The organism is Kitasatospora sp. NPDC057940, from assembly GCF_042887425.1.
Classification (GTDB): Bacteria; Actinomycetota; Actinomycetes; order Streptomycetales; family Streptomycetaceae; genus Kitasatospora.
In genome coordinates, this window is record NZ_JBHVPH010000002.1 from 379,617 (window position 1) to 403,695 (window position 24,079).

General features: G+C 70.0%; 27 protein-coding genes and 1 pseudogene. 15 read left to right on the forward strand and 13 right to left on the reverse strand.

Going from position 1 to position 24,079, the window contains the following annotated elements; genetic code table 11:
* Positions 1 to 79: 79 nt before the first annotated feature.
* On the reverse strand, positions 80 to 559 hold the full coding sequence (locus tag ACFVTF_RS05225; protein WP_387809206.1) for a GNAT family N-acetyltransferase: 480 nt from the start codon (positions 557 to 559) through the stop codon (positions 80 to 82).
* Positions 560 to 773: 214 nt separating this feature from the next.
* Here ACFVTF_RS05225 and ACFVTF_RS05230 point away from each other — a divergent pair, with 214 nt between their 5' ends.
* The 4 genes from ACFVTF_RS05230 (at position 774) to ACFVTF_RS05245 (ending at position 3,601) form a co-directional block, all read left to right on the forward strand.
* A complete protein-coding gene (locus ACFVTF_RS05230; RefSeq protein WP_387809209.1) occupies positions 774 to 1,187 on the forward strand; it encodes a hypothetical protein in 414 nt (137 codons plus the stop codon).
* A gap of 440 nt (positions 1,188 to 1,627) precedes the next feature.
* Positions 1,628 to 1,882, forward strand: a complete 255-nt coding sequence (locus ACFVTF_RS05235; RefSeq protein ID WP_387809212.1) for a peptide deformylase — start codon at positions 1,628 to 1,630, stop codon at positions 1,880 to 1,882.
* A 93-nt stretch (positions 1,883 to 1,975) separates the two neighbouring features.
* Positions 1,976 to 2,683 carry an SDR family NAD(P)-dependent oxidoreductase gene (locus ACFVTF_RS05240; protein ID WP_387809215.1) on the forward strand — a complete coding sequence of 236 codons (708 nt, stop codon included), beginning with the start codon at positions 1,976 to 1,978 and terminating at the stop codon, positions 2,681 to 2,683.
* Between the two features lie 423 nt (positions 2,684 to 3,106).
* The gene (locus ACFVTF_RS05245) at positions 3,107 to 3,601 is read left to right on the forward strand and encodes a hypothetical protein (RefSeq protein ID WP_387809218.1); all 495 of its coding nucleotides are present in this window, start codon (positions 3,107 to 3,109) and stop codon (positions 3,599 to 3,601) included.
* Between the two features lie 347 nt (positions 3,602 to 3,948).
* Here the strand turns inward: ACFVTF_RS05245 and ACFVTF_RS05250 are convergent, their stop codons facing one another.
* The 5 genes from ACFVTF_RS05250 to ACFVTF_RS05270 form a co-directional block, all read right to left on the reverse strand.
* Positions 3,949 to 5,796: an AMP-dependent synthetase/ligase gene (locus tag ACFVTF_RS05250; protein WP_387809221.1), complete on the reverse strand. Its 1,848-nt coding sequence runs from the start codon at positions 5,794 to 5,796 to the stop codon at positions 3,949 to 3,951.
* Positions 5,797 to 5,872: 76 nt separating this feature from the next.
* Entirely contained in the window at positions 5,873 to 6,361 is a 489-nt protein-coding gene (locus ACFVTF_RS05255) for a flavin reductase family protein (protein ID WP_387809223.1), read from the reverse strand.
* Between the two features lie 4 nt (positions 6,362 to 6,365).
* Entirely contained in the window at positions 6,366 to 7,103 is a 738-nt protein-coding gene (locus tag ACFVTF_RS05260) for an enoyl-CoA hydratase/isomerase family protein (RefSeq protein ID WP_387809226.1), read from the reverse strand.
* Between the two features lie 54 nt (positions 7,104 to 7,157).
* Positions 7,158 to 7,976: an enoyl-CoA hydratase/isomerase family protein gene (locus ACFVTF_RS05265; RefSeq protein WP_387809229.1), complete on the reverse strand. Its 819-nt coding sequence runs from the start codon at positions 7,974 to 7,976 to the stop codon at positions 7,158 to 7,160.
* Positions 7,973 to 9,154 (reverse strand): LLM class flavin-dependent oxidoreductase, encoded by a 1,182-nt coding sequence (locus ACFVTF_RS05270; RefSeq protein WP_387809232.1) that lies wholly within the window; start codon positions 9,152 to 9,154, stop codon positions 7,973 to 7,975. The genes ACFVTF_RS05265 and ACFVTF_RS05270 overlap by 4 nt, the downstream gene beginning before the upstream one ends.
* A 171-nt stretch (positions 9,155 to 9,325) precedes the next feature.
* Here ACFVTF_RS05270 and ACFVTF_RS05275 point away from each other — a divergent pair, with 171 nt between their 5' ends.
* From ACFVTF_RS05275 to ACFVTF_RS05295, 5 genes are all read left to right on the forward strand, one after another.
* Positions 9,326 to 9,640, forward strand: a complete 315-nt coding sequence (locus tag ACFVTF_RS05275) for a creatininase family protein (protein ID WP_387809595.1) — start codon at positions 9,326 to 9,328, stop codon at positions 9,638 to 9,640.
* Between the two features lie 9 nt (positions 9,641 to 9,649).
* On the forward strand, positions 9,650 to 10,252 hold the full coding sequence (locus tag ACFVTF_RS05280) for a TetR/AcrR family transcriptional regulator (protein WP_387809235.1): 603 nt from the start codon (positions 9,650 to 9,652) through the stop codon (positions 10,250 to 10,252).
* Positions 10,253 to 10,498: 246 nt separating this feature from the next.
* On the forward strand, positions 10,499 to 11,224 hold the full coding sequence (locus ACFVTF_RS05285) for an alpha/beta fold hydrolase (protein WP_387809238.1): 726 nt from the start codon (positions 10,499 to 10,501) through the stop codon (positions 11,222 to 11,224).
* Positions 11,225 to 11,413: 189 nt separating this feature from the next.
* Positions 11,414 to 12,256: a siderophore-interacting protein gene (locus ACFVTF_RS05290; RefSeq protein ID WP_387809241.1), complete on the forward strand. Its 843-nt coding sequence runs from the start codon at positions 11,414 to 11,416 to the stop codon at positions 12,254 to 12,256.
* 178 nt (positions 12,257 to 12,434) lie between these two features.
* On the forward strand, positions 12,435 to 12,692 hold the full coding sequence (locus ACFVTF_RS05295) for a hypothetical protein (protein WP_387809243.1): 258 nt from the start codon (positions 12,435 to 12,437) through the stop codon (positions 12,690 to 12,692).
* 107 nt (positions 12,693 to 12,799) lie between these two features.
* Here ACFVTF_RS05295 and ACFVTF_RS05300 read toward each other — a convergent pair whose 3' ends face one another.
* The gene (locus ACFVTF_RS05300) at positions 12,800 to 13,567 is read right to left on the reverse strand and encodes a lipase family protein (RefSeq protein ID WP_387809598.1); all 768 of its coding nucleotides are present in this window, start codon (positions 13,565 to 13,567) and stop codon (positions 12,800 to 12,802) included.
* A gap of 518 nt (positions 13,568 to 14,085) precedes the next feature.
* Between ACFVTF_RS05300 and ACFVTF_RS05305 the strand changes: the two genes are divergently transcribed.
* Complete coding sequence (locus ACFVTF_RS05305) at positions 14,086 to 14,247, forward strand: hypothetical protein (RefSeq protein ID WP_387809246.1); 162 nt, start codon at positions 14,086 to 14,088, stop codon at positions 14,245 to 14,247.
* A gap of 271 nt (positions 14,248 to 14,518) precedes the next feature.
* On the opposite strand, the gene ACFVTF_RS05310 is transcribed toward ACFVTF_RS05305, so the two are convergent.
* Positions 14,519 to 15,403: an aldo/keto reductase gene (locus tag ACFVTF_RS05310; protein ID WP_387809248.1), complete on the reverse strand. Its 885-nt coding sequence runs from the start codon at positions 15,401 to 15,403 to the stop codon at positions 14,519 to 14,521.
* 14 nt (positions 15,404 to 15,417) lie between these two features.
* Positions 15,418 to 16,353 carry an NAD-dependent epimerase/dehydratase family protein gene (locus tag ACFVTF_RS05315; RefSeq protein WP_387809251.1) on the reverse strand — a complete coding sequence of 312 codons (936 nt, stop codon included), beginning with the start codon at positions 16,351 to 16,353 and terminating at the stop codon, positions 15,418 to 15,420.
* A 70-nt stretch (positions 16,354 to 16,423) separates the two neighbouring features.
* Between ACFVTF_RS05315 and ACFVTF_RS05320 the strand changes: the two genes are divergently transcribed.
* Entirely contained in the window at positions 16,424 to 17,332 is a 909-nt protein-coding gene (locus ACFVTF_RS05320; RefSeq protein WP_387809254.1) for a LysR family transcriptional regulator, read from the forward strand.
* A 46-nt stretch (positions 17,333 to 17,378) separates the two neighbouring features.
* Here the strand turns inward: ACFVTF_RS05320 and ACFVTF_RS05325 are convergent.
* Positions 17,379 to 18,305, reverse strand: a pseudogene (locus tag ACFVTF_RS05325) (DUF4158 domain-containing protein); the annotation flags it as partial.
* 142 nt (positions 18,306 to 18,447) lie between these two features.
* Between ACFVTF_RS05325 and ACFVTF_RS05330 the strand changes: the two are divergent.
* Positions 18,448 to 18,594 carry a DUF6188 family protein gene (locus tag ACFVTF_RS05330; RefSeq protein ID WP_387809601.1) on the forward strand — a complete coding sequence of 49 codons (147 nt, stop codon included), beginning with the start codon at positions 18,448 to 18,450 and terminating at the stop codon, positions 18,592 to 18,594.
* Here the strand turns inward: ACFVTF_RS05330 and ACFVTF_RS05335 are convergent.
* A complete protein-coding gene (locus ACFVTF_RS05335; protein WP_387809257.1) occupies positions 18,584 to 18,724 on the reverse strand; it encodes a hypothetical protein in 141 nt (46 codons plus the stop codon). The genes ACFVTF_RS05330 and ACFVTF_RS05335 overlap by 11 nt on opposite strands.
* 77 nt (positions 18,725 to 18,801) lie before the next feature.
* Here ACFVTF_RS05335 and ACFVTF_RS05340 point away from each other — a divergent pair, with 77 nt between their 5' ends.
* On the forward strand, positions 18,802 to 19,188 hold the full coding sequence (locus ACFVTF_RS05340; protein WP_387809260.1) for a hypothetical protein: 387 nt from the start codon (positions 18,802 to 18,804) through the stop codon (positions 19,186 to 19,188).
* 248 nt (positions 19,189 to 19,436) lie between these two features.
* Positions 19,437 to 21,569 (forward strand): hypothetical protein, encoded by a 2,133-nt coding sequence (locus ACFVTF_RS05345; RefSeq protein ID WP_387809263.1) that lies wholly within the window; start codon positions 19,437 to 19,439, stop codon positions 21,567 to 21,569.
* Positions 21,570 to 21,632: 63 nt separating this feature from the next.
* Here the strand turns inward: ACFVTF_RS05345 and ACFVTF_RS05350 are convergent, their stop codons facing one another.
* The gene (locus ACFVTF_RS05350; protein WP_387809265.1) at positions 21,633 to 22,031 is read right to left on the reverse strand and encodes a hypothetical protein; all 399 of its coding nucleotides are present in this window, start codon (positions 22,029 to 22,031) and stop codon (positions 21,633 to 21,635) included.
* 101 nt (positions 22,032 to 22,132) lie between these two features.
* Here ACFVTF_RS05350 and ACFVTF_RS05355 point away from each other — a divergent pair, with 101 nt between their 5' ends.
* Positions 22,133 to 22,330, forward strand: a complete 198-nt coding sequence (locus ACFVTF_RS05355; protein WP_387809268.1) for a hypothetical protein — start codon at positions 22,133 to 22,135, stop codon at positions 22,328 to 22,330.
* A gap of 211 nt (positions 22,331 to 22,541) precedes the next feature.
* Here ACFVTF_RS05355 and ACFVTF_RS05360 read toward each other — a convergent pair whose 3' ends face one another.
* Entirely contained in the window at positions 22,542 to 23,915 is a 1,374-nt protein-coding gene (locus ACFVTF_RS05360) for a Cys-Gln thioester bond-forming surface protein (protein ID WP_387809271.1), read from the reverse strand.
* Positions 23,916 to 24,079 lie beyond the last annotated feature (164 nt).

The window sequence follows — 24,079 nt, forward strand, 5'->3', positions numbered from 1 at the left end:
CCTCGCGCAGGCTCCGGCGCAGGGTCTCGAGTTCCCGGTCGACCAATCGAGCCGAGCCACTGGCCCCGTACTTCGAGGGTCACCGTTCCAGGTCTGTGGCCGGCGGGCCTACGGTTTCGGCCGAAGCGCCCGGTGTCGTGATCATCATGAGCTTCTGAGGTTCGGGCACGGCCGAGAAGCCGGCTCGCGCGTAGACGTCGTGGGCGTCCAGCGTGGATAGCATCAGCCGCTTCAGTCGGAGAGGCGCCAGCGTCGTGACGACCGACTCCGCCAGCCAGGTGCCGATGCCCCGCCCGCGCGCCTCGCGGGCAACGTAGACATCGCAGAGCCAGCCGAAGGTGGCGTAGTCGGTGACCACCCGGGCGAAGGCGAGTTGCTCAGCCGTGTCCGGGGTGTAGACGCCGAAGACGAGCGAGTGCTCGATCGAGCGTGCCACGGCATCTCGGCTCCGGCCCAGTGCCCAGAAGGCGTCGGTGGAGAGCCAGTGGTGCACACGGTCGAGGTCGATGCGCGCGGGGTCGGTATCGAGGGTGAGGCCGTCGGCCCTGGTCGTGATCACGGAATCCGATCGTAGGGCCCGGGCCCGAGGCGGGGCCTGGTTCTGCTCACGAGTTCTGACGGCAGATGTACACCACTTCGGGAGGCACCGCGCCCGAGCCGTGGTCGATGTTCACGAGAACGGGAGGCACTTCGTGGACCCTCCCGGCAGACGGCCAGAACCGGGCGTCGAATTGGCCGTGCGCCGACGTCAGCGGGCCCCATAGGGTGGTCTGATGTTCGATCGTTTGGAGATCGTGGTGCTGCCGCCGGGACCCCGGTTCGCCACCCAGGTGCGGTTCCGGGTCAACGGCGAGGACATGGTCGCAGAGGCGGTTCGCGAAGGCGGCCGCGGACCCTACGCAGCTGATGTGCTGCCAGCCGGCCGCCCCAGCCCTCTTCGGGCGACCGGCGAGGCGCGCCGCCTGGAACTGGGGGAACCGGAGTGCACCGGTGGCTGCTGCGGCTTCCTGACCGTGGTCGTGCAGCGGCTCGGGGAGATCGTGCAGTGGTCGGACTGGGAGATGCCGCGGGAGTCTCCGCTCGACCCTGATCCCTACCCTCTGCCGGAGCTCCATTTTGACGCGGGTCAGTACGACGCCGAATTGGCTCGCGCTGAGGCGGACCGTTCGTGGCAGGTGCGACCGTAGCCAGCACTGCGCGACCCCGCCCGGCGGCGGGCTCTTACCGGCCCCGTGTCCGGGTCGGCGGGGACCCTCCAGCAAGCCCAGGTGCTGTCGAAACTCGTGAACACCCCGGCCGGGCTGCGATCGCCTACCGCCTCCCGAACCAACGTCGAAGTGCTGCCCGTTCTCGTGAACAGAGCCAGGGGCCCGTATCGCCACGCTTCACCGCTTTTCAGGTCTGTGGCCAGCCGGTTGGGTAGAGGATCATCCGGCCGGTGGGGCGGACCTGGCGGTTGTCCTGATAGAGGCTGACCATGGTCTGCTCGGGGCTGCGCGGAGTCCGCCTTGTCGGCGGGCAGGCCGGCCAACAATGCGTACCAGCCGTCGACGGCGTCCTCGGCGTCCAGCACTTGGTGATCGAAGCGCCAGTGAAGGCCCGGGACACCGGTGGCGCTCTCCGTGATGTGCCGGCGCAGGCCCGGGACCACACGGCGGCGGGCGGCGATAAGGGCGGAAGCCCACTGGTCATCGAGGCCAAGGGCTGCTTCGTCCGCTGCCTGCAGCACCCGACCGACCACCTCGAAGGGCAGCTCTACCTGGACCGGCTGTCCAAACGCGACCGCAAGGACGCGCTCCGCCGGACCGCCGAACGCCGCGAGGCCGTCCTCGCCCGCCGAGCCGCCCGGCCGCCGCGCCGCCGGGCTCGACAGCTGAGCTGACCCGCTGCGGCGGTCCCGCGGGTGCCTGGTACCGGCAGTCCCAGGAAGGCCGGACGCATGGCTGACGGCATCGCTGCGCAGCATCCTGGAGGCATGACCACAACACTGATCACCGGAGCGAACAAGGGGCTCGGCTTCGAGACCGCCCGTCGACTCATCGCCGCAGGTCACACCGTGTACATCGGCAGCCGGGACCCCGAGCGCGGGCGTCGCGCCGCCGAACAGTTGGGCGCGCGGCTGGTTGTCATCGACATCACCGACGACGCCTCGGTCGCCGCGGCGGCGAGGACCGTCGAGGCCGACGGCGGCCTGGACGTGCTGGTCAACAACGCCGGCGTGGAGGAGCGGGACGAGGACAACGGCATCATCGGTGCCGCGGACGTCACTGCCGACCTGATGCGGAGCACGTTCGAAACCAACGTCTTCGGCACGGTACGCGTCACCCATGCGTTCCTCCCGCTGCTGCAGCGCTCCGCCGCCCCCGTCGTCGTCAACCTCAGCAGCGGCCTGGCCTCGCTCACCCGCGTCACCACCGCCGGCACCCCCGCCTACGCGTACCCCGGCGTCGCCTACCCGGCCTCCAAGGCCGCCGTCAACATGGTCACCGTGCAGTACGCCAAGGCGTTCCCGAACATGCGCATCAACGCCGTCGAGCCCGGCTTCACCAAGACGGACCTCAACGGCAACACCGGCATCCAGACCGTCGAACAGGGCGCCGAGATCATCGTTCGCATGGCAAGCCTCACCCCGGACGGCCCCACCGGCACCTACACCGACGCCGAGGGCCCGCTGCCCTGGTAACCGACCCGCCCATGGCGGCAGCCACGGGATGGCCACGGGCGACGCGGGCGGCGTCCACGTCTTCGTCTGCCGTGCGTGCCCCTGCTGGCCCACGATCCACCGGTACGACTGCTGAGCTCCCGCGAGTCGTGGGCGGTGCCGGCCCGCCGGCCCGCGTGTTCCTGCGGTTGCTGCGGGGTGTGGGCTGAACCCGCCGACCGGCAGGTAGGGATCGACCGTCGTCCACTGATCGTCGGTGAGTTGCCGACGCGTCACAGCTCACCCTCCTCCCTGTTCGGCTCTCGGAGGGGGCGGAGCCGCGGGACTGGTCACAACCTCACACAGGCCCTCGTTCCCGTAGGTCGTGGCGGTCGGTGAACCGACGAGGTCCGCCGTCCCGTTGAGGCGTGTACCTGACCGTCCTCCGATAGAGAGTTGGCTGCCATGACCTCCAAGCGTGTTGTCCGGTCCTCCGTACTGACAGCCGTCCTGGCGCTGAGCGCCGGCTTGGCCCTGGCTCCCGCGGCGCAGGCCGCCACCCCCTACGCCGGAACGACGCAGTCGGCCGGCCCGGCGGTGTCCGGCGGTTACGCGTCGCGCAGCACCCAGGTCACCCTGTCGAACCAGACCGGCAGCATGCTCTACCTCGGCTCGGCCACCTTGGCCCACGGGTGCTGGACCGCCGGCAGCCCGCTGCCCCCGAGCTACGTCCTGCCGAACGCGGCGCCCAGTTGGAGCACCGAGTCGTGCGGGTTCCTGACGGGCACCGAGGGGCAGATCGGCTTCGGCGTGGACACCTGGAGCGGGTCGATCCACTGGAGCAATCCCTATACCGGGTCGAACGTCAACGAGTGCACTGTCGGCGCGGGCCTCACCTGCCAGGTGATCGGCGGTAGGGGGGACAACGCCGCGGTCACCTTCGTGGTGCGGCGCGCCTGAGGCCCGACTCACCCGGTCGCGCGGAGGTCGCCGTCCTCGCCGTCGCTGCCCGTCATTCGTCTTGTCGTGAAAGAGACTTGATTGGACGTCAGGTTCACCGGGGCAGTCTGTGAGGACTGTCTCGGGCATCCCGCCGGTTCTGAAGGGGCGGTACGTGAGCCGGTGTCCGTTTCGTCATTGCGGTTGGGACGGGCGAGGAGCCGCCTGCCGTGCACGGTGAACCGGGCATGACGGTGGGGTGCGAAGACCTCCGTGTGTGGTGTGGAGCCTGGACATCTCCACCACCCTCCACCACACCGGAGGTCTTCGCCGTGATCAGGTCCGCCCACCGTCGACAGCGCTCATGGTCAGCGCACCTGGTCCGACCCCGACCGCACGTGGTCGGCGATCGCCACGTCGTCGTCCGCGTCGTACATCTCGTCGATCAGCGTGGCGAACGACCTCACGACGGCGTTGCGTCTGACCTTGCCGTTCGCGGTCCGCTCGCCGCGTTCGACCTCCAAGGGGCGCGGCAGAACGCGGAAGTCCTTCAGCTGTTCCGCCCGCGCGAGATCGGCGTTGACCCGGTCGACCTCCGTCCGCAGGCGTTCGGTGGCGGTCTCCGCCGACGGGGCGTCCGCGGTGGTGCTCGGCTCCAGCAGGACGGTGAGGTACTTGCGCGCCTCCCCGACGACGATCGCCTCGTTGATCAGCGCGCTCTCCTTCAACCGGGTTTCGATGGGTTGAGGACTGATCGTCTTGCCGCCCCGGGTGATGATCACGTCCTTCTTGCGGCCGATGAGCCGGATGTCGCCGTGGGGCGTGTACTCGACCAGGTCACCGGTGTGCAGCCAGCCGTCCCGGAGAACGGCCTCGGTCTCCTCCGGGTCGCGCCAGTACCCGGTGAAGAGAAGCGGTGCGCGGATCAGCATTTCGCCGTCGTCCGCGACTCTCACTTCGAAGCGCGGGTCCGCGAACTTCCTGCCGATGGTGCCCGGGCGGGGGAACGGCTGGTCGAAGTGCGCGACGGGGCACGCTCCGGTCTCGGTGAGACCGTAGTTCTCACGGAGGTCGAGCCCCCAGATCTGCCAGATCCCGAGGACGCTCGCGGGCATGGCCGCGGACGCGGTGTAGGCGAGGCGGATGCGGTCCATCCCGATGGTCGCCCGCAGCGGCAGGAAGACTCCGCGCAACGCGGCGGCGTACGCGATGCGCAGCGGTACCGAGGAGCGGCGGTGGGACCAGCGGTCGTCGGCCACCCTGCGGCCGACCCACATGGCGGCGTCGTAGACGTGGCGGCGCGATCGCGGCCAGGCCTGGGTCCGTGCGATGAGTTCACCGGCGGCCTTCTCGTAGAACCGCGGTGGCCAGAGCAGTGCCGTCGGCCGTACCGAGCGCAGCACGTGCCGGTAGTCCTCGATGGGGCAGTACGTGACCACCAGCCGGGTGAGCAACGGAGCGAAGAGCGATATCACCGCCGGCGCGACGTGGGCCAGCGGCAGGAATCCCACGACGTCGTGCTCGTGGCTCACGATCTCCGGGTAGAGGCCGACGACGGTCTGGATCGAGTGCTGCAGCGTCCGGTGCGAGTGCGTGACGCCTTTCGGCGCTCCGGTGGACCCCGACGTGTAGAAGAGCACTGCGGCGTCGTCGAGGGATCCGCCCGCGACCAACTCGCGTAGCGGGCCCAGGCCTTCGTCGGCGTGCCGTGCGTGCTGCGCTCCCTGCTCGCACAGCGTTTCCCAGGTCGTCCCGTTGACGGTCGCGGGCAGCGCCGGTGGCATGGCGTCGATGCCGGCGACGAGTCGCAGCGCCGGTGTGCGTGCGGCGACCGCCGCTACTTCGGCGAGCTCCGTCGCCGTCTCGCCGATGAAGGCGACCGCCTCGCTGTGCGCGAGGAGTTGTTCGATCTCGGCGGGAGAGTTGGTCGGGTAGACGCCGACCGCCACGCCGCCGAGGCTCTGCACCGCCAGCGCGGCGAAGGCCCATTCCGGGCGCGCACTGCTCATCACGGCGACGCGATCGCCGTGCCGTACACCGTGCGCGGCGAGGCCGAGCGCGAGGTCGCGCACACGGCCCGCGTACGACCGCCAGGTGATCGTCTGCACGGCCCCGTCGCGCCGGTGCCGCAGCGCGATGCGGTCGGGTGTCCTGCTCGCACGATCGAGCAGCAGTCCCGGAAGCGTCCGAGCCGGTTCGAAGGTCCTCAGGTCCATGACGCGGCTTCCTTCCCGGGTCCGGTCGGCCCGGGTCCGGTCGGCCCGGATCCGCTCGGCCCGGGTCCGACGGCGATCACGCGGCACGCTCCCCGAGGCGGAGGAAGCCACCTCGGTACCACGTCACCGGCTCACCGCCGCCCGTCCGGGCTTCGTGCACGCGACCGATGAGGATCACGTGGTCGCCACCCGGGACGACCTGGTGCAGTTCGCAGTGGAGGACCGCCGCCGCGTCGGGCAGCGACGGGTGGCGTTCCTCGTCGAATTCGAAGCCGGCGTGCGCGAACTTGTCCGCGCCCTTCGTCGCGAACCTCATCGCCAGTTCCGCCTGGGCGGGCGTCACGACGTTCACGACGAACCGTTCGGCGGCCATGAAGACGGGGAAGCAGTCCGCTCGCCGGTCCAGGCACACCAGCACGAGCGGCGGATCGAGCGACAGCGACGCGAAGGAACTCGCGGTGAACCCGTGCAGGGTGCCGGCCTCGCCGCGCGTCGTCACGATGGTCACGCCCGACGGGAAGCTGGCCAGCGCCGAACGGAAGACGGACCGGTCCACCTCCTCCACTCGATCAGTCATTCCAGGCCTCCCGGGCCGCTCGGGCCGCGGGGTCGTCGAAGACCCTGCGCGCGTCGGCGATCGTGGTTCGGAGCTGGGCTGCGGCGGCCCGGCCGGCACTGCCCGTGCGCAGGGCCCGCTTCAGCGCCGCGAACACGGCGGGCGGTTTCGCGGCCGCCGCACGAGCGCGTGCTGTCGCGACGGCGAGCAACTCGCCTTGCTCGACCACGTGGTCGACGATGCCGATGGCCTGCGCGTCGAGCGCGTCGACGGGCTCTCCCCCCAGCAGGAGGCGCCGGGCCGCGCGGTCGCCGAGGACCGTGCGCACCCGGGCGATCCCCTTCACGGCCGGGAGCAGTCCGTGGTCGATCTCGGGGAAGACGAAACGTGCCTGCGGCGACGCGTACACCACGTCGGCGAACAGCGCGATCTCGATGCCACCGCCGACGCACCAGCCGTTGACCGCGCACACCAGCGGCCGGGGGAAGTCCTCCAGGGCGCAGAGCAGCGCGTGGAAGGCCGTCATGCGCTCGACCATGGACTCGGCGTCGTAGGCGCCGGCCTCCTTGATGTCGCCTCCCGCGCAGAAGAAGCGCTCGCCCGCGCCCGTCAGGACCAGCGCGGGGGCGTTCGGGCCGGCGGCGAGGGTGTTCAGTGCCGTCGTCAGCTCGCGGACGGCGGCGTTGCTCAACGCGTTCGCGGGTGGGTGGTCCAGGGTCAGGACGGCCGCGCCGCCCCCTGTGTCGGACACGCGGACAACGCTGTGCGTCGTACTGTGCCGGGCTGTGGTCATGATCGTCTCCGGTCAGTTCGCCGATGTGCCGGCAGTGCGGGCGGAGGGGAAGTTCGCGGGGCGCTTCTCCCGGAAGGCCTGGCGCGCTTCGAGGTAGTCGGCGCCGGCGAAGTCGAGGATTTCGAGCGCACCGGACAGTTCGTGCTGGGGCAGCGCGTCGGTGAGCCACGTGTTGAGGGCGCGCTTGGTGAAACGCAGGGCCTGCTGGGGGCCTTGGGCGAGCTGGGTGGCGACCTCCAGGGCGCGCGGCAGCACCTGCTCGCGCGGGACCGCCAGACTCACGAGGCCGATCCGCTCGGCCTCCGTGCCGGTCAGCTTCTCGGACGTCAGCACGTAGTACTTCGTCTTGGCCATCCCGACGAGAAGTGGCCAGATCAGCGCGGCGTGGTCACCGGCGGTCACGCCGACCTTGGTGTGGCCCTCCATGAGCACCGCGTCCTCCGCGACGATGCTGATGTCGGCGAGCAGCGCGGTCGACAGACCGTAGCCGACCGCGGGGCCGTTGATCGCCGAGATGATCGGCTTCTCGATCCGCAGCATGGCCGACACCCGCTTGCGCTCGCTCTCCAGCATCGCCAGTGCCTGCTCGAGGGTCGGATCGGGCTCCCTGACGTCCATCCCCGTGCAGAAGGCCTTCCCGGCTCCGGTCACCACGACGACGCGGGTTTCGTCGTCGCGCTCGACGTCGGCCCAGATCCGGCTCATCTCCTCGAACATCGGCATCAGCAGCGCGTTGTACCGCTCGGGCCGGTTGATCGTGATCTGCAGGACGCCGTCGGCGGGGCGTTCGACGAGGACGTGGCCGGTGCCGTGGTCGTAGAGGTCGCTCATCGGACCGCCTCCACGGCGTTCTTGAGGTCGTGTCCGGCCTGGAACCGGCGGAGGGCCTCCTGGTGGGCGGGGCGCGCGGCGCGGATGTCGGCCAGCACGTCGTCGGCCGGGCGCACCACGTTGCGCGGGTGCTTGAAGCGCGGGATCACGTACTTGCCGAACAGCTCGATCGAGCGCATGAGCTGGTCGTGGGGAAGACTGTCCACGCGCAGCACGAGCGCCTCCACGCCCATGTCCGCGTACCGCTGGACGTGTGCGATGCAGCGCTCCGGATCGCCGACGATGAAGCCCTGCGAACGTTCGAACATGTACTCCTCGTCGTCGAAGTCGACGTCCTTGACCGCGCCCATGTAGGCGTAGTCCTTCGACAGCTTGGACAGCCGCTCGAAGGCGTCGGTCGCGAGCCTGACCATGTCGAACAGGGGCTCGGCCTGCTCGCGGGCCAGCGCCGTCGTCTCGGCGCAGTGCATGCCGCCGCTGATCAGGACCATCTTGCGCGGCGTGATCGGGTACGGGTGGGTGGTGGCGGCGAGCGTCTCGTCGTAGAGCTTCAGCATGTTCTCCACGAGGTCGAAGCCCAGGAAGAACCCGCCCATGATGGCGCCGATGCCCATCGCGGCGGCGGTCTCGACCGAGCTCGGGCTGCCCGCAGCGGCCGAGATCGGCGGATAGGGCCCCTGCAACGGCTTCGGGACCAGGCTGCGCGGCGGGATCTTGTAGTGCTCGCCCACGAACGAGAAGGGGTCGTCGAGGAACGCCCGGCGGATCAGCTCGATGCCTTCGCGCCACTGGGCCTTGTTCTCGGTCGGGTCGACTTCGAACGCCCGCAGCGCGAGCGTCGTGTTGCCGCGTCCAGTGCCGAGCTCGACGCGGCCGTTGGACAGGATGTCCTCGGTCGCGATGCGCTCCGCGACGCGCAGCGCGTGATTGATCCGCGTCGGCAGCAGCGTCACCAGGTGGATGAAGCGGATCCGGTTCGTGAGGGCCATCAGGTACGGATAGAGCACCTCCGGAGCGGAGATCGAGGCCGTGCCGATGGCGACGTGCTGCTCGGAGCTGCCGAAGGCGTCGAAGCCGACCCGCTCTGCGAGCAGCACCTCCTCGATCAGCTCTCGGTAGCGGTGCTGGTGGGTGAGTCCCGGCGGCGTGTCGCCCTCGGTCATGAGGATGAAGTCCATGTCGCCCCCTCCTTCGATGTTATTGGCCAGTAACGTAGTTCACGGGCATAGTGCGGTCAAGGGCGACTTTTTGGAGCACGTGAGTTATGGGCGATTAACATTGGGTCGAAGCTCGCCGACCGCCGGCCCGGACGTCATCGCGTTCGCGGATCCGACAGCGGTCCTCGACGCCTGGCGCGGTGCGCCCGGCTCGTCGCGGAACTCGCCGACCATGTCGGCGGCCACGCGGACGTCGCCGAACGTTCGATCATGCTCGCCATCCGGCCGGATCCCGCCCGCGGCGACCGCGCCACCGCGGGCTTCACCGGAGTCATGGACGACGAACCGCCGGCCCGGGCATTAACCGGTGGCATCAAAGCCATCGCACCCGGCGGAGTGCTCGGCGACCCGCGCGGAATGTCCTCCCACCTGGGACTTTCCCACCTGAGCGCGGTGGCTGGGCTGCTGGCCGCGTTCGCGACGGCTCGTTACCGGCCACTCGCCTAGACTGCACCCATGACGAGTTCATCCCCTCCTCGTGCCACGGCTCCGCGCGGCTCCCGCCGGCAGGAGCTCATCAAGGTCGCCGGCGAGCTGTTCCACGAGCGCGCCTTCGACGCGGTCACGACCGAGATGATCGGTGCGCGCGCCGGGGTGAGCGGTCCCGCGCTCTACCGGCACTTCCCGAGCAAGCAGGCGTTGCTGATCGCCGTACTCGAGGAGCCGCTGAACGATCTCCTGGCGAATGCGCGCAAGACGGTGACCGAGGAGCGAGATCCGCGCCAGGCGCTGGAGGCGATGATCGACTACCACGTCACCCGCAGTCTCCAGAACGTTCCTTCCACGCTCGTGTTCCTGAAGAACGAACACAACGTGCCCGAAGAGGAACGCCACCGCATGCGGCGACTGATGCGCCTCTACGCCGAGGAGTGGAGCGCCCTCGTGGAGCGGCTCCGCCCCGATCTCTCGGACGCCCAGAACCGCGTCCTGACGCACGCCGTCTTCTCGATGATCAACTCGATTCCGCAGTTCAACAGCGGCCTCGCCCCGGACAGCGTCGCCACGACGATCCGCACCGCCGCGATCAACGCGTTGCTGGTTCCGCCGGGCACGGTCTGAACTGCCCGCGGGTGCTGCCGGCTTGACCCCTGACGTCGGCCTGACCCTTGACTCCTGACTCCTGACCCCGGACCCCGGACCCCTGACCCCTGACGCCGGACCGATCCCGGACCCAGCCGAGGCCGGGTCAGGCCTCTCCGCTCCGGGGCGCCGAGAAGTGCCCTGTTGCCTGCGCCTCGTCGCATGCGTAAGCATGCCTTTCGTGCCCGGACAGTACCGGGGTGCGAAAGAGGAAAGGGCTCACTCATGTCCACATTCCTTCTGATACACGGCAGTTGGCACAGCGGAAGCTGCTGGGAGCGGGTGGTGCCGCTGCTGGAGGCGTCCGGGCACCGGGTGTTCGCGCCGTCCCTGACCGGCTGCGGGGACAAGGCACACCTGCTCGGACCGGAGGTGGGGCTCGACACCCACGTCGACGACGTGGTCGGGCTGGTCGCCGAGCAGGACCTCGACGACGTCGTCCTCGTCGGCCACAGCTACGCGGGGCTGGTGATCTCCTCCGTGGCCAACCGGATCCCGGAGCGCATCGCACACCTCGTCTACCTCGACGCCCTGGTCCCGCAGGACGGCGAGTCCGTGATCGACGTCCAACCCGTGGGGCGGCGGATGATCGAGCTCGCCGAGAAGTCCGAGAGCGGCTGGCGCGTCCCCCCGATGCCCGAACTGCCCGCACCCCTCGGCCTGTTCGGCGTCACGGACCCGGCGGACGTGGCCTGGCTGCGCGAGACGCTCACGGACCAGACGGTGCGCTGCCTGCAGCAGACCGTGCGACTGGACAACCCGGCCGCGGACGCGATCCCGCGCACCCACATCCACAACGTCGGGCCCACGCCACCGGGCGTCACCCGCCGCCCCGTCCCCCCGATCCAACCCAACGGCTCCGCCGCGCAGGTCTGGGAGCTGCCGACCGGCCACGACTGCATGATCACCATGCCGAGGGAACTGAGCCAGCTGCTCCTCAAGCTCGCCTAGCCGGCGCCCGAACGGTGATGCGTCCGCGACCCGCGGCAGGGCTGCCAGCGCGTCACGTTCCCGGGCGTGGGCGGAATGCCGTGGGCGGAATGGGGATCGGCTGGCGTCCCTGGGCCGAGCACCGCCTCAAGGGTGCTAACTTAGGCAAGCCTAACCAGGAAGCGCGACCACACAGCCCAGGGGGGCACCATGGCAGACCAACCGACCCGCCGGACACCGCAGGCCCGCGAAGCACAGGTGCTGCGCACCGAGCGGATCACGCCGCACATGGTGCGCCTGGTCCTCGGCGGTGCGGGGTTGGAGGACTTCGACGCCACCGAGTTCACCGACCACTACGTCAAGGTGCTCTTCGCGCCCGAGGGCGTGAGCTACCCGGAGCCCTTCGACATGGCGCGGATCCGCGAGGAGTTCCCGCCGGAGCAGCGGCCGATCACCCGGACGTACACCGTGCGGGCCTGGGACCCGGCCCTGCGCGAGCTGACCATCGACTTCGTGGTGCACGGTGACGAGGGCCTGGCCGGGCCGTGGGCGGCCCGCGCACAGCCCGGCGAGACGGTGCGCTTCCTGGGCCCCGGCGGCGGCTACGCCCCCGACGCGAGCGCCGACTGGCACCTGCTGGCGGGCGACGAGAGCGCGCTGCCCGCGATCGCCGCGGCGCTGGAACGGATGCCGGCCGACGCCGTCGTGCACGCCTTCGTCGAGGTCGCGGACGCCGCCGAGGAGCAGAAGATCGTCTCGCCCGCCAGGGCCGAGATCAACTGGCTGCACCGCGGCGCCCGCCCGGTGGGAGAGGCGCTGGTCGAGGCGGTGGGCGCGCTGGAGTTCCCCGCCGGCACGGCATCCGCGTTCGTGCACGGCGAGGCCGGCTTCGTGAAGGAACTGCGGCGCCTGCTGCGCCTGGAACGGGGCATCCCGCGCGAGCGGATGTCGGTCTCGGGCTACTGGCGGGCCGGTCAGAGCGACGAGGCCTGGCGGGCGGCCAAGCGCGAGTGGAACGCCCAGGTGGAGGCCGAGCAGGAGTCGGCCGGCTGATCCGCGCCGCCGGGTAGCCGCCCGCCACCGGCCTCTACCCCTCGCCCCCGCCTCCGTCGGCGCTGTACACGGAATCCTTGTCCTCACCCCGCATGCCTCCGGCCCGGTACCGGTTTCATGATCACTGAGGGAGAATTCCAGCAGGCCAATTCGGCGCAGCCGAAAGGGGGGTTGGGCGATGTCGAGGCTCTTCGGCGGGCGGGGCGGCGGCAGGGGAGACGAGGGCGGCGGGGGTACGCACTCCACCGTGGTCCTCGACCTCGACCACCCCCTGAACCTGCTGGCCAGACGGCTGTCGTCGCTCTCCCGCGCGGACGCCGACCGATCGCGTGCCACCCGCGCCGACGCCGTCCGCTACCCGTTGTCGGACTCCGCCCGGAACGTCCTCGACCGCATCGAAGCAGCCGCCGAACTGGTACCCGAACTCGCCCGGTGACCTCGCGATTCGCCCACGTCTACCGGCCAAGGCGGCATCCCCTCAGCGGGCCCGGCCGCCCCGCCCCGGGCGCCGCGGACAGGTCCCGGGGCCGGGGACGCCTGTGCTCAGCCCATCTCGGCGAGGTTCTTCTCGAACGCGGCGAGGTAGTTGGGCAGGTGGTGGTCCTTGATGCCGTCGGTCTCGGGGGCGAACATGTCCTGGCGGTAGCCCTTGGCCCGGTCCTTCAGCCCGGCGAGGAGCGGCATGGCCTCGTGGAGCTTCCCGTCGGCGTCGAAGTAGCGGAGCGCGTCGACGTGGCTGAAGGCCGGCTCGGGCGGGAGCTGGGGGACGATGTCGTTGTTGTTGACGAAGCGGTAGCAGCGGTCCCTGAAGGCCGCGTTGTAGGCGCCGGAGAGAAGGCGTTCACAGGTGCGGGGCTGGCCGAAGGTGTAGACGCCGTCGGGGAGTTGGCGAGGCGCCTCGAAGTACCAGCGGGCTCCGGCCAGCATGGCGAGGGCGCCGCCGAGGCTGTGGCCGGTGAACCAGACGCTCTGCCCGTCGGTGCGCAGTTCCTGGATGGCGTTGCGGATGTCGGGGTAGACGGACTGCAGGGCCTGGTGGAAGCCGTAGTGGACGAAGCCCTTGTCCGCCGGTCCGGGGACGGGCGGGGTGCTGACGTCGGTGAGCCAGTCGTAGATCTTCAGGACCTCGGTGCCCCGGAAGCCGGTGACGATCATGCGGTCGCTGGCCATGGTGTAGGCCTGGGTGTCCTCGATCAGGAACGGCATCTGGTGCGTCGACTCGAAGTGGCGTACCTCGTCGAAGCCCCATGCGTGGGCCTTGGCCTCGATGCCGGGGCGGTCCAGCTTGGCCAGTCCGGCGGCCTGGGCCATCCAGTAGGCGTGGGGGAGGGAGTAGCGGGTCGTCGAGTGGTCCAGGGCGGGGATGGCTATCGGTGTCCTCCGGAAACGGTCCAGCGCGTCGCCCAGCAACCTATTGCCGCACGTGAACGAAGAGGCGGTGGCGGCACGGGAGGCCACCTGGACGGACGCACCCGTCACGGAGCCCCGATCCGCCCCGAGCCGGGGCGACCTGCCCGAGCAGCCTGTGCGCCCCGGGCCACCTGCCGCTCGGCATCGTCCGGCAGGACGGCACCGCCGCCGCACTGCGCCGGCCGCTGACGGTTGACACCGAGTTCACGGCTCGGGCCACCGCCCCCGGTCCGTGACCGCGGCTGCTGCGACCAGCTGACCGATACGGTGTCGGCATGAGTCAGGGCATGGTGCGCGTGGATGGCGGTTGGCGAGTGCCCGCGTTCCGTGGGCTGGGCGTGGGAGAACTCGTCATCGATGACCGGCTGAGGCTCCGCGTCGGGTAGAACGAGATCATGCTGTGCTCGTGGGCGGAGCTCGTGGCTGACGAGCGCGCATACGGGCTTGCGGCATGGCCGCAGACGAACCTCGGCAAGGCGACCGAGCTGTTGCGTCAGGTCGTTGCCGAGGTCGACGTCTCCGATCAGGGAATTCTCCGCGTTCTCGGCCTCGGGGATCAATGGAACCGTGGTTGGTGCTGAGATTGATCAAGGTGTGCCAAGCCGTAGGGCTGCTGGTCGCCCGTGCTACCACGTCAACACCCTGCTGATCCAGCAGGTACTGGCCGAGTCGAAGTGGGCCGACCGCCGGGATCTGTCCCCGCTGTTCTGGACGCACGTGAACCCTGTACGGCACCTTCCGCCTGGACATGGACAAGCGCCTCGACCTGGGCTCCTCGGCAATGGTGCCGGGGCAGTGGCGGGCCGCAGCGCACAGCCGGACGTGGCCGAGGTCGGCAATCGACCTGTGACCTCAGCCCGGCAGAACGTCCTCAAGTTCCACCAGTTCCCGCGTGTTCAGCCTGAGTTCTACAGCCCTGGCGGAGTCGGTAATGGAGGCAGGGCGGCTGGCTCCCGGTACCGGGATCATCGCCGGGGAGTGGGCGAGCAGCCAGGCCAGGGCGATCTGCTGTGGGCTGACGCCGCGTTCGGCGGCGATGCGGTGGAAGGCGGTGCCGATGGAGGTGGGTCCGGAGGGGCCGTCGAGGGAACTGCGGGAGATTCCGCCGAGTGGGCTCCAGGGCAGGAAAGCGAGCCCCAGCTGTTCACTCAGCCGCAGCTCGGGCTCGCTGTCGCGGACGCCGGGCGAGTACTGGTTCTGCACGGAGGCGAGCCCGTCGCCGAGGATCTGATGTGCCTGGCGGATCTGGGCGGCGCTGACGTTGGAGATGCCGGCGGCGCGGATGGTGCCGGCATCGAGAAGCTCGCGCAGCGCGCCGACGGATTCCGCCCAGGGCACGGCCGGGTCTGGCTTGTGCAGCTGGTACAGGCCGATCGCGTCGACGCCCAGGCGCTTGGCGGAGGCTTCAGCGGCTTGCTTGAGGTGGGCGGGGGTGCCGGTGACGGTCCAACTGCCGTCGCCGGGGCGGCCGCGGCCGCCCTTGGTAGCCACCAGGATTTGGGAGGTGTCGCCACCGTAGCGGGACAGGGCGCGGGCGATCAGCAGCTCGTTGTGGCCCGCCTCGCCGGCGTGCCAGTGGTAGCTGTCGGCGGTGTCGACAAGGGTGACACCGGCGTCGAGGGCGGCGTGCACGGTGGCGATGGCCCGCGCCTCGTCCGGGCGGTGCTCGATGGACAGCGGCATGGCACCCAGGCCGATGGCGCTGACGGCAGTATGGGCGATGGTGCGGTACTGCATGGTGGCCCTGTTCTTCAGCTGGTGGACGGTTCGGTGGTGAGGGCTTGGGCGATGGCGCCGGGCAGCCAGTCGGTGATGCGGGAGAAGGAGAAGCCCAGCTTTTTCGCGCGGGCGTTACTCGTGGCGTAGTGGCGGTCGAAGGAGAACGGTGAAGCCTTCTCGCCTGCCGGGACGGTCCGGTAGACGGGCGTCCGGCCCACCTGCGTGGCGACGATCTCAGCGAGGCCATGTACATCGAGCGGGCCGTCGGAGCAGGCGTTGACCGCACCGGTGAAGTCGGCTGTGGCCGCCCACAGCAGCAGGTTGGCCAGCTCCTCGTAGTGGATGAAGACCGTGGGCAGCGCGTTCGCGTGCACAGTGATCTCTTCGCCCTGGGTGATGCGCTCGGTGTAGTACGCGAGCCGGCCGGTAAACTCCTGCGCGCCGCCGCCGAGCACATGGGCGCTACGGACAGCGGCGAAGGCGAAGCCGCCGGCGTGGGCGAAGACGGCCTCGGCCTGCCGCTTGCCCTCGGCGTAGTGCGCCTCCAGGAAGGCGTCGTCGTGCCAAGGAAGGCCCATGGCCACCTGCCAGGTGGCCGGGTCCACGCTCTCCTCCGACACGGGCGTCCCCGCAGGCACGGCCGGTAGGGCGGCGGTCGCGGGGTCGTAGACCTCGATCGTGGAGGTCATGAGGTAACGACGGGTGCGGCCGGCAAAGGCCCGGGCGGCGATGTCGGCCTGCACCGGGGTGTAGCAGACCTGGTCCACCACGACATCGAAGGCGCGGTCGTCGAGCTCGGCGGTCAGGGCTGCCTCGTCGTTGCGGTCGACGACCAGGTGATCGACGCCGGCAGGCGGCGGAGTGGAGCCGCGGTTGATCACGGTGACCTGGTGGCCCGCCGCCCGTAGGCGCTCCACCAGGAGCTTTCCGAAGTACCGGCTTCCGCCGATGACGCAGATCTTTTGCATGTCCCCATCCTGGAGACCTATCGTCATTAGCAGAAGGCCTAGCTTACTTGGTTCATGTTAAGGAAAACTGTTGATTGATGTGCAGCGGCTCCAGGTCCTGCTGACGGTGGCGGAGCACGGCAGCTTCAACCGGGCGGCCGCGGCTCTCCGCCTCACCCCCTCGGCCGTCTCCCAGCAGGTAGCTGCCCTGGAACGCAGCCTCGGTGCCCAGGTCGTCGCGCGCAGTACCCGAGGCGTCACCCTCACCCGGGTCGGCCAGATCATGGTCGGCGCCGCCGAATCCGTCGCCGCGGAGCTCGAACATGCTCAACAGCAGATCACCGAGCTCAGCACTGGCCGCACCCAGCTCACCGTCGCCACTTTCACCAGCGGCGGCCAGTTCCTGCTGCCCGCCGCCCTCACCCAGCTCATGGCAGCCCATCCCCGCACCGTGCTCCATGTCAGGGAGGGCGAACCTGAGGACACCCTTCCTCTCGTCCGGCAGGGCGCCGTGGACCTCGCCCTCGCCTACCACTTCGATGGCCCGCTCCCCGTCGGACCAGGCCCGGGCTCCAGCCTGGAGTGGATGCCGCTCCTGGAAGACCCCCTGTACGTCGTCCTGCCGCCAGGGCACCGACTCGCCGACCGCGACGCGCTCGACCTCGCCGATCTGGCAGCCGAACCCTGGGTGCTCGGCTGCCTGAAAACCGAGGCATACCTGCGCCGCTACGCTGAGCAAGCCGGCTTCGATCCGGAAATCCACGGGACCACCACCGACTACTTCTTCGCCCGCTCCCTCGTTGCCGCAGGCATGGGAATCTCCCTGATCCCCTCCATCGCGCTCGCCCCCGAACTCCCGGGCCTAAGCGCCGTCCCGATCAAGTCGCCGGGCCCAATCCGGCACATCGGCGTCGCTACAATCAGCGGCCGTAACCGGCCCTGCATCACGACGCTCATCCGTTCCCTTCGGGAGCAGGCGATGCGGCACAACGGGCATTGATCCGCCACGGACCCGCCGAATGCCGACGGGGTGGCGTTTCATGGGTGAACACGTCCAGCGCGTCGTCGATCGCGACGGCCTCCAGGTGCCGCACCACCGAGGTCAGCAGTGCGGTACGGCGCGGCTGCGGGGTGCGCTCCAGGATCGGCGCCTTCGACCCCAGCCCGACCCCAGCCCGACCCGGGCCAGCGTCGCCAGCCGCTTCGGCGGTACCAGGTCCACCCTCACCCGCCCCAGCCGCAGCGCCGAGATCTCCTCCACCCGCTCCAGCGCCTTGGCCATGCTGGTGCCGGTCGTCCTGGTCGGCGGCCGGCGCAATCGCTCCAGCTCGGAGAACCGGGCACCCTCCGGCACCGCGAGGAGTGCCACCAGGTCGCCGGGCAGCGAGCCGTCCGCGCGCCGGGCGGCCCGGGCCGCCGTGGCGTACAGCCGCTTCTCCGCAACCGAGCGCACCATGGCGACCTGCTTGGCCAGCACCGACACCCCGGGCAGCAGCACGCGGTTGCGCCGCAGCCACCTCACCGCCTGGTTGAACAGCGCCACCGGTCCCTCGGCGTGCGTCCAGGCCCGCCCGTGCAGGAAGGTGCGGAACTTCCGGCCCTACTGCGGGTCCTCGAACTGGTGGTAGCCGTAGGCGTCCCGGATCTCCCAGGCGTGCTCGTACGCGGTCTTCGACCGCTCGGCGTACCGCTTCACCACCGAGGAGTCCTCGATCCCCAGCTGCCCGGCCAGGTGGTCGACCACCGACCACGGCACGTCCAGCGGATCGTCCACCAGGAACCGGCCGACGTACCGGACGGTGCACATCTGGACCCGCGAAGCCGAGCTGGTGGTGCGGCGCGCGCCGCAGCGCGATCAGGTCCCGGTCGACGTCGTCCAGGAAGAAGAACCGCTCCAGCTCCGGGCGGGTCGGCTCCTCCACGAACCGTCCGTACGCCTCGGCCTGCTCATCGGTTAAGAACTCAACCGGCACGGGCGGAGGGTAGCCGGGCTGACACAAGATCAGCTAGCCGTCACCCGAACGCCTGTGCAGAAGATCCCTCCCGTGATATCGGCCCCGGAGCCTTGGTCAATCTCAGCGCCAACCACGGTTCCATTGATCCCCGAGGCCGGTTCTGTTCGCGGGCGGCTGGCGTTTGCTGGTGCCGGCCGATGACGAACGGTCGGCGTGGACCGTGACGGCCCTCGGCCATGGGTTTCTCACCGCCAAGCCCGGAGGAGGGGTGGCGGTGAGCGGCTCCATTTCTGGCATCAGCTCATAGTCCGGCCTCGTGCAACGATCTGGGCTTCGATCTCGGCGGCCGGCGCGGCCACGTCGCGTACGTGTGTGTCGAACGTGGTCGCGCACTCGTCCGTCATTTGCGAGAGTGCGTCGAGCTTCTCCTGAGTCACGCGGGAGATTCTGGTCGGGGCACGCGGTGTCGACGAGATGGATGTCCAGTGGCGCTGGGCCGTGCCACGATTCCCTGGTGAGAGTCCCTGATGCTTCTTTCCGTGGACGGCTGCTTGTCGAGGCGCTGACCGTGCTGGCGGCCGATCCCTCGGCTCAGCTGACCTGGGTGGACGAGCGCGGTGTCCTGACGGATGAGGTCGCCCTGGACTTCGACCATGCCTTCCGCATGGCCGAGGGCCTGGTCGAGGACGGGGATCTCAGCGGTGAGGTACTACGAGACCTTCGAGCGATCGATGCGATCTTCGCCGGGATGAGCGGCCGGGAGAACTCGGACCGGTGGAACAGGGAGGCTCTGACGGTCGATCCAGGGTGGATCGAAGCCCGGAAACTGGCCCGTCAGATCCTCATCGGGATGCGGGGCGAGTGGTGCCTGCCGATGCCGGAGATTCTTGTCGTGCGATAGCGGGCCCGGATCCCCCGTGGCCGGGGCGGGCCCCAGCGCCCGCGCGGGCGCCCCGCGGCACCAGTGAAGTCGCCGAAGGGCAATTCCGTAACAGCCTGTCTTCACCTTGAATACTCAGAGTGACTGCTATATGTGGGGATATGACGTATGAACAGCACTCAGCCCCTCCTGGACAGCGCCCGCGGCGCGTCCGGACGGCCCGGCTCGCCGCAGGGGCCCTGGCCCTGATCGTGGGCGCCGGAATGCCCTTGTGCCTGGAAATCGGAGCCGAGTCCCTGCCTCGGGCCGGCGGCTCGCCCCTGGTCAGCGAGACGTTCACCCAGGCGGCCGCCCCGGAGTTCACCGGCGTGGGGTCGGCCTGTCTCACCGGCGCGTTGGCTGCCGCCGCGCCCGGCCCCGGGGACCATCCGCTGGGCGGCTGCCCTGGCGGCGTGGGCCCGGTGCCGCCCCCCGACGGCGCGCCGCACGGCTATCTGCGGCTGACGGACGCGTCCAACGACCAGGCCGGCGCGGTCCTCTACAACCACGCGCTGCCCGCCAACCAGGGCCTCGATGTCACCTTCGACCAGTGGCAGTACGGGAGCACGACCCCGGCCAACCCCGCTGACGGCATCTCGTTCTTCCTGGTGAACGGCGACGGCGCACTGACCCACCCCGGCGCCTTCGGCGGCAGCCTCGGGTACGCGCAGAAGCTTCCCGACGACGACCCCACCGCCACCTTCCTGCCCGGCGTGGACCGCGGCTACCTGGGCGTGGGGCTCGATGTCCTCGGGAACTACTTCGGCGACTGGGAGCACCGCGGCAACGGCTGCCCCACCCGCTCGCCCGCCGGGACGGCGTTCCGCATCCCCGGCCCCGGGGCCAACATGGTCACGGTGCGCGGCCCGGGCGACGGGACCGAGGGCTACTGCTTCCTGACTGCCACCACCAGCAACTTCAGCACCACCGCGCCCTGGCCGTCGACGCTCCCGGGCACCCTGCAAGGGCCGCTCACCACGCTGCCCCCGGGGGCCACCCCCGTCCAGGCCGAGACCGCGCTCGAACCCTCGCGCCGCCGGGTCCACGTCGAGCTCACCCCGACGCCCGACCCGGTGCTCACCGTGTCGGTCGACTTCAACGACGGCACCGGCTCCCACCAGGTGCTCAGCACGCCCGCTCCGCAACCGGTGCCCGCCACCTACAAGTTCGGGTTCGCGGCCTCCACCGGCCTGTTCACCGACGTGCACCTCATCCGCAACGTGGTGGTGAGCAGCAACCAGCCGCTGCCGCAGTTGAACCTCGTCAAGCAGGTCCGGCAGCCGCTGCCCGGTGACCTGGTGGCCGGGACACGAGTACCGTACGACTTCGTCGTCACCAACTCCGGTGCCACGGACATCACCGGCCTCGCCGTCAGCGACCCGAAGGTCGGCCCGGTGTCGTGTCCCACGACGACGCTGGCGAGCGGTCATACGGTCACCTGCACCGCCACCTACACCGTCACCGCCGCCGACGTGACCCACGGTTCCATCGACAACACGGCCACCGCGAAAGGCACTTCGGGCGGTCAGTCGGTCTCCTCGCCGCCGTCCTCGCAGAGCGTGCCGATCGAGCGGCCGCCCGGCCTCGCCATCGAGAAGCAGGTGCAGACGCCGGGCCCCTACGCGGTCGGGCAGACGGTCACCTTCCGCTACATCGTCCAGAACACCGGGGGCGCCGAGCTGACCGGCGTCCACGTGACCGACGACCACGTCACCGACATCACCTGCGCCTCGACCACGCTCGCCCCGGCGGAGAGCCCGGGCGACCGCACCACCTGCCACGGCACGTACACGATCACCGAGAATGACGCTACGGCCGGTTCCGTCACCAACACCGCCACCGCCACCGGTACGGCGAACGAGCGGCCGGTCACGTCCCCGCAAACCCAGCTGACGCTGCCGATCGGGGAGCCGCACCTCACCCTGAAGAAGCGGGTCCTCTCGCACGGCCCCTACGCCGTCGGCGACACGGTGGAGTACTCCTACACGGTCACCAACACCGGCAGCACCGACCTGCACGGCGTGCTCGTCAACGACGACCGCATCGCCAGCGTCAGCTGCGAGGCGACCACGCTGACGCCCGGCGCCAGCACCACCTGCCACGGCACCTACACGATCACCCTGGCCGACATCGAAGCCTGCAAGGCCACCCACCACCGCGGCGGTGCCGAGAAGGGCTGCGACATCACCAACGTGGCGTTCGCGGCGGCCACCGACCCGCACGGGAACCCGATCGTCAGCGAACCCGCCAAGGCCACCATCACCGTGGGGGAGAAGAAGGACTCCTACTGCCACAAGCACCCCGGCCACGGTCATTGCCGCAAGGGCCTCACCGAGCCCGCGACCGACCAGGAAGACGACTGACGGTACCTCGCCACCTCCGGCCTTCGCGTCCCCGTCCCGCACCACGTTCACACGCTGTTTCATCTAGGGTCCGGGCCGGTCGGCGTTCCACCCTTCCGGTAGGCCCTCGTCGCAGAAGACGCGGACGAAGTCCTGCTCGCGCACGATGATGAGCTGCCAGCAGGACGGGCAGCGGCGGAACACCACCTCGTGCGTGAAGCCGGACGGGCGAACGACCCCGGCCTGGTCCAGGGCGCCGGCGACGGCCGGCCACAAGCTGACGTCCGGGCAGTAGCCAGTCGACTGGTTGCCCACCTCGTCGACCGTCCACCGCCCGGACCCCTCTCGGAAACCGGCCTCACCGGCGCCCAGGACCACGTCTCCACCGGCAAACACGCCCACGTGCTCACCGCGGCGCGGTACGAGTCGCAGGGCCCCGGCCTCGGCCTGATCGACAACGAAGGCGAAGGGTTCGGACACCACGTTCCCCGGTTCCGCCACGTCGGTGTGTTCTCCGGGTGTTCGGAGATCTGCCGCTGACGTCGTCGATCCCGACGCGGCCCAGCCTGAGCTGGGTTCTCCCCATGGCAGACATAGACCCGCTGGTACCTGTCCTTGCCGGGATGGTCGTCGACAGCGTCTGGTTCCTCGACAGCTGCGACGACGAAGTGGAGCCCGTGCCCAGCCGGCGGGAGTTCTTGGAGGCGTTCCCGTTCACCTGCGGCTTGGTCGAGGAAGAGTCCTGCGCAGTCGAGACCTCTCCTGGCGCGCTGGTGGCATGAAAGGCTTCCAGGATCGAGAGCCGATCGATTCGCTCGTTGCTGCGGACTCTCCCTCATGGAGCGTCAGGGCCGCTGCAGGGCGTCGGCTGGCGGCAGTACCTCAGATCGAGGACGCCGCCGAAGTCCTCCACCGCCTGGCCGGGCAGGTCGGAGCGGGCTCTGACTCAACCTCCGTGATCAGTGACGCTGGGCATCCAGTGAGTAACTGAGATCACTTCTTGTCGTGCCGAGTGCGGACCGTGGCGCGTCGGCGGGTCGTGAAGATGGTGCCGCCGCCGACCAGGAGCAGTGCGGCGGCAATGCCGGCTATCAGCGGGGCCGGGCTGCTGACACCGGTGGCGGCGAGTCCTGAGCCCGTGGCGTGGTCCGTGGGTGTGCTATCCGGAGCTGCGGGTTGGGTCGAAGTCGGGCTCGCGGAGGCGGTGGGGCCCGCGGTGGCCGGATGGCTCGGGCTCGCGGAGGCGGTGGGGGCGGTGGTCGGGCTCGGGCTCGCGGAGGCGCTGGTGGTCGCGGTTGGGCTCGGGCTCGGCTTCGGAGGCTGGCTCGCCGAGGCGCTCGCTGTGGCGGAGGGCGACGGCGATGCGGTGGGCGCGGTCCAACTGGCCTTGGCGTGGGCGGTGGCGCTGACGGTCGTGCTGCCGGCGATGATCAGGGACTGGCTGCCCGGACTGGTGGAGGCCCGGCCCACCGGGACCTTGAGCGAGGTGGTCGCAGTGATGGTCGTGCTACCCGGTCGGGCGTCGGCCGGGGCTTTGACGTAGAGCGAGTCGCCGCCGGCGGCGGGGCTGGTGAGTTTGCCGTCGCTGTCGGAGACGACGGTGCCGGCCCGGTCGGTCAGAGCGACACCGGCCGCGACGGCTGCGGTGTCGAGGACGGCGGCGACGTCGCCGCTGGCCGAGGTGATCTTGATCGGGCCGAGCACCGTTCCGCTCTCGCCGGCGACCTCCGCCTGGCCGAGGGTGAGCGAGGGGCTCGGTTCCTTGACGTCCTCGGCGTGGGACACCAGGTACTCGGTGAGCTTGGCTGCGCCCGGGGGAACCGGAGTTGCCGCGACGTGGTCCGAGAAGTGCCAGATGGCGGCCTGGGTGGCGGAGGCCGCATCGTCGTCGGAGAGTTCGCTGTGGACGAGCTCACCGAGATCCTGCTTGGAGATCTTCGGGTACGCGTGCTGGAGGACCCAGTTGACCTTCCCCGCGTCGCCGTTGTTCTTCAACGTGGGTGTGTCGGACCAGTTGACCTCCTGGTACAACGCGTCTTGTACGACGGGGGTCGGGAGATCGATGCAGTAGGTGAGAAGGCTGCCGCCGTCATCGGTCAGCAGCTCGAACACGCCGCCCCTCTGGCGCTTGTCGTAGCCCTGGACCTTGATGAGGCCGCCGTGCAGCACCCCGTCGTACAGGGTGCCGCTCACACCGTCGCCGGCGAGGACGTTGTCCGCCGTGGCCGCAGGTGCCGTCGCGAGCCCGCTGCCCGTCACCACGGCCGTCGCGAGCACCACGGTTGCCGCGCGCAGCCCGCCCTGCCGGTGTGTCCGGCTCGACCGGAGGTTCCGCGGGGCGCGGACGGTCGCATGCTTCAGGTTCACTTGTTCCTTCTTTCATTCGTATGAGCGTCAGGGACTGACTGGCCCTGATCCGTCCGGCCTGACCACGCCGATCCATTCCCACCCTTCGCCGTACGGCTGCGCGCCGGTAGGGGCCGGCTGCCGATCACGGCATAGATTCGACCTATGGCTCACGGTCGTGAGCC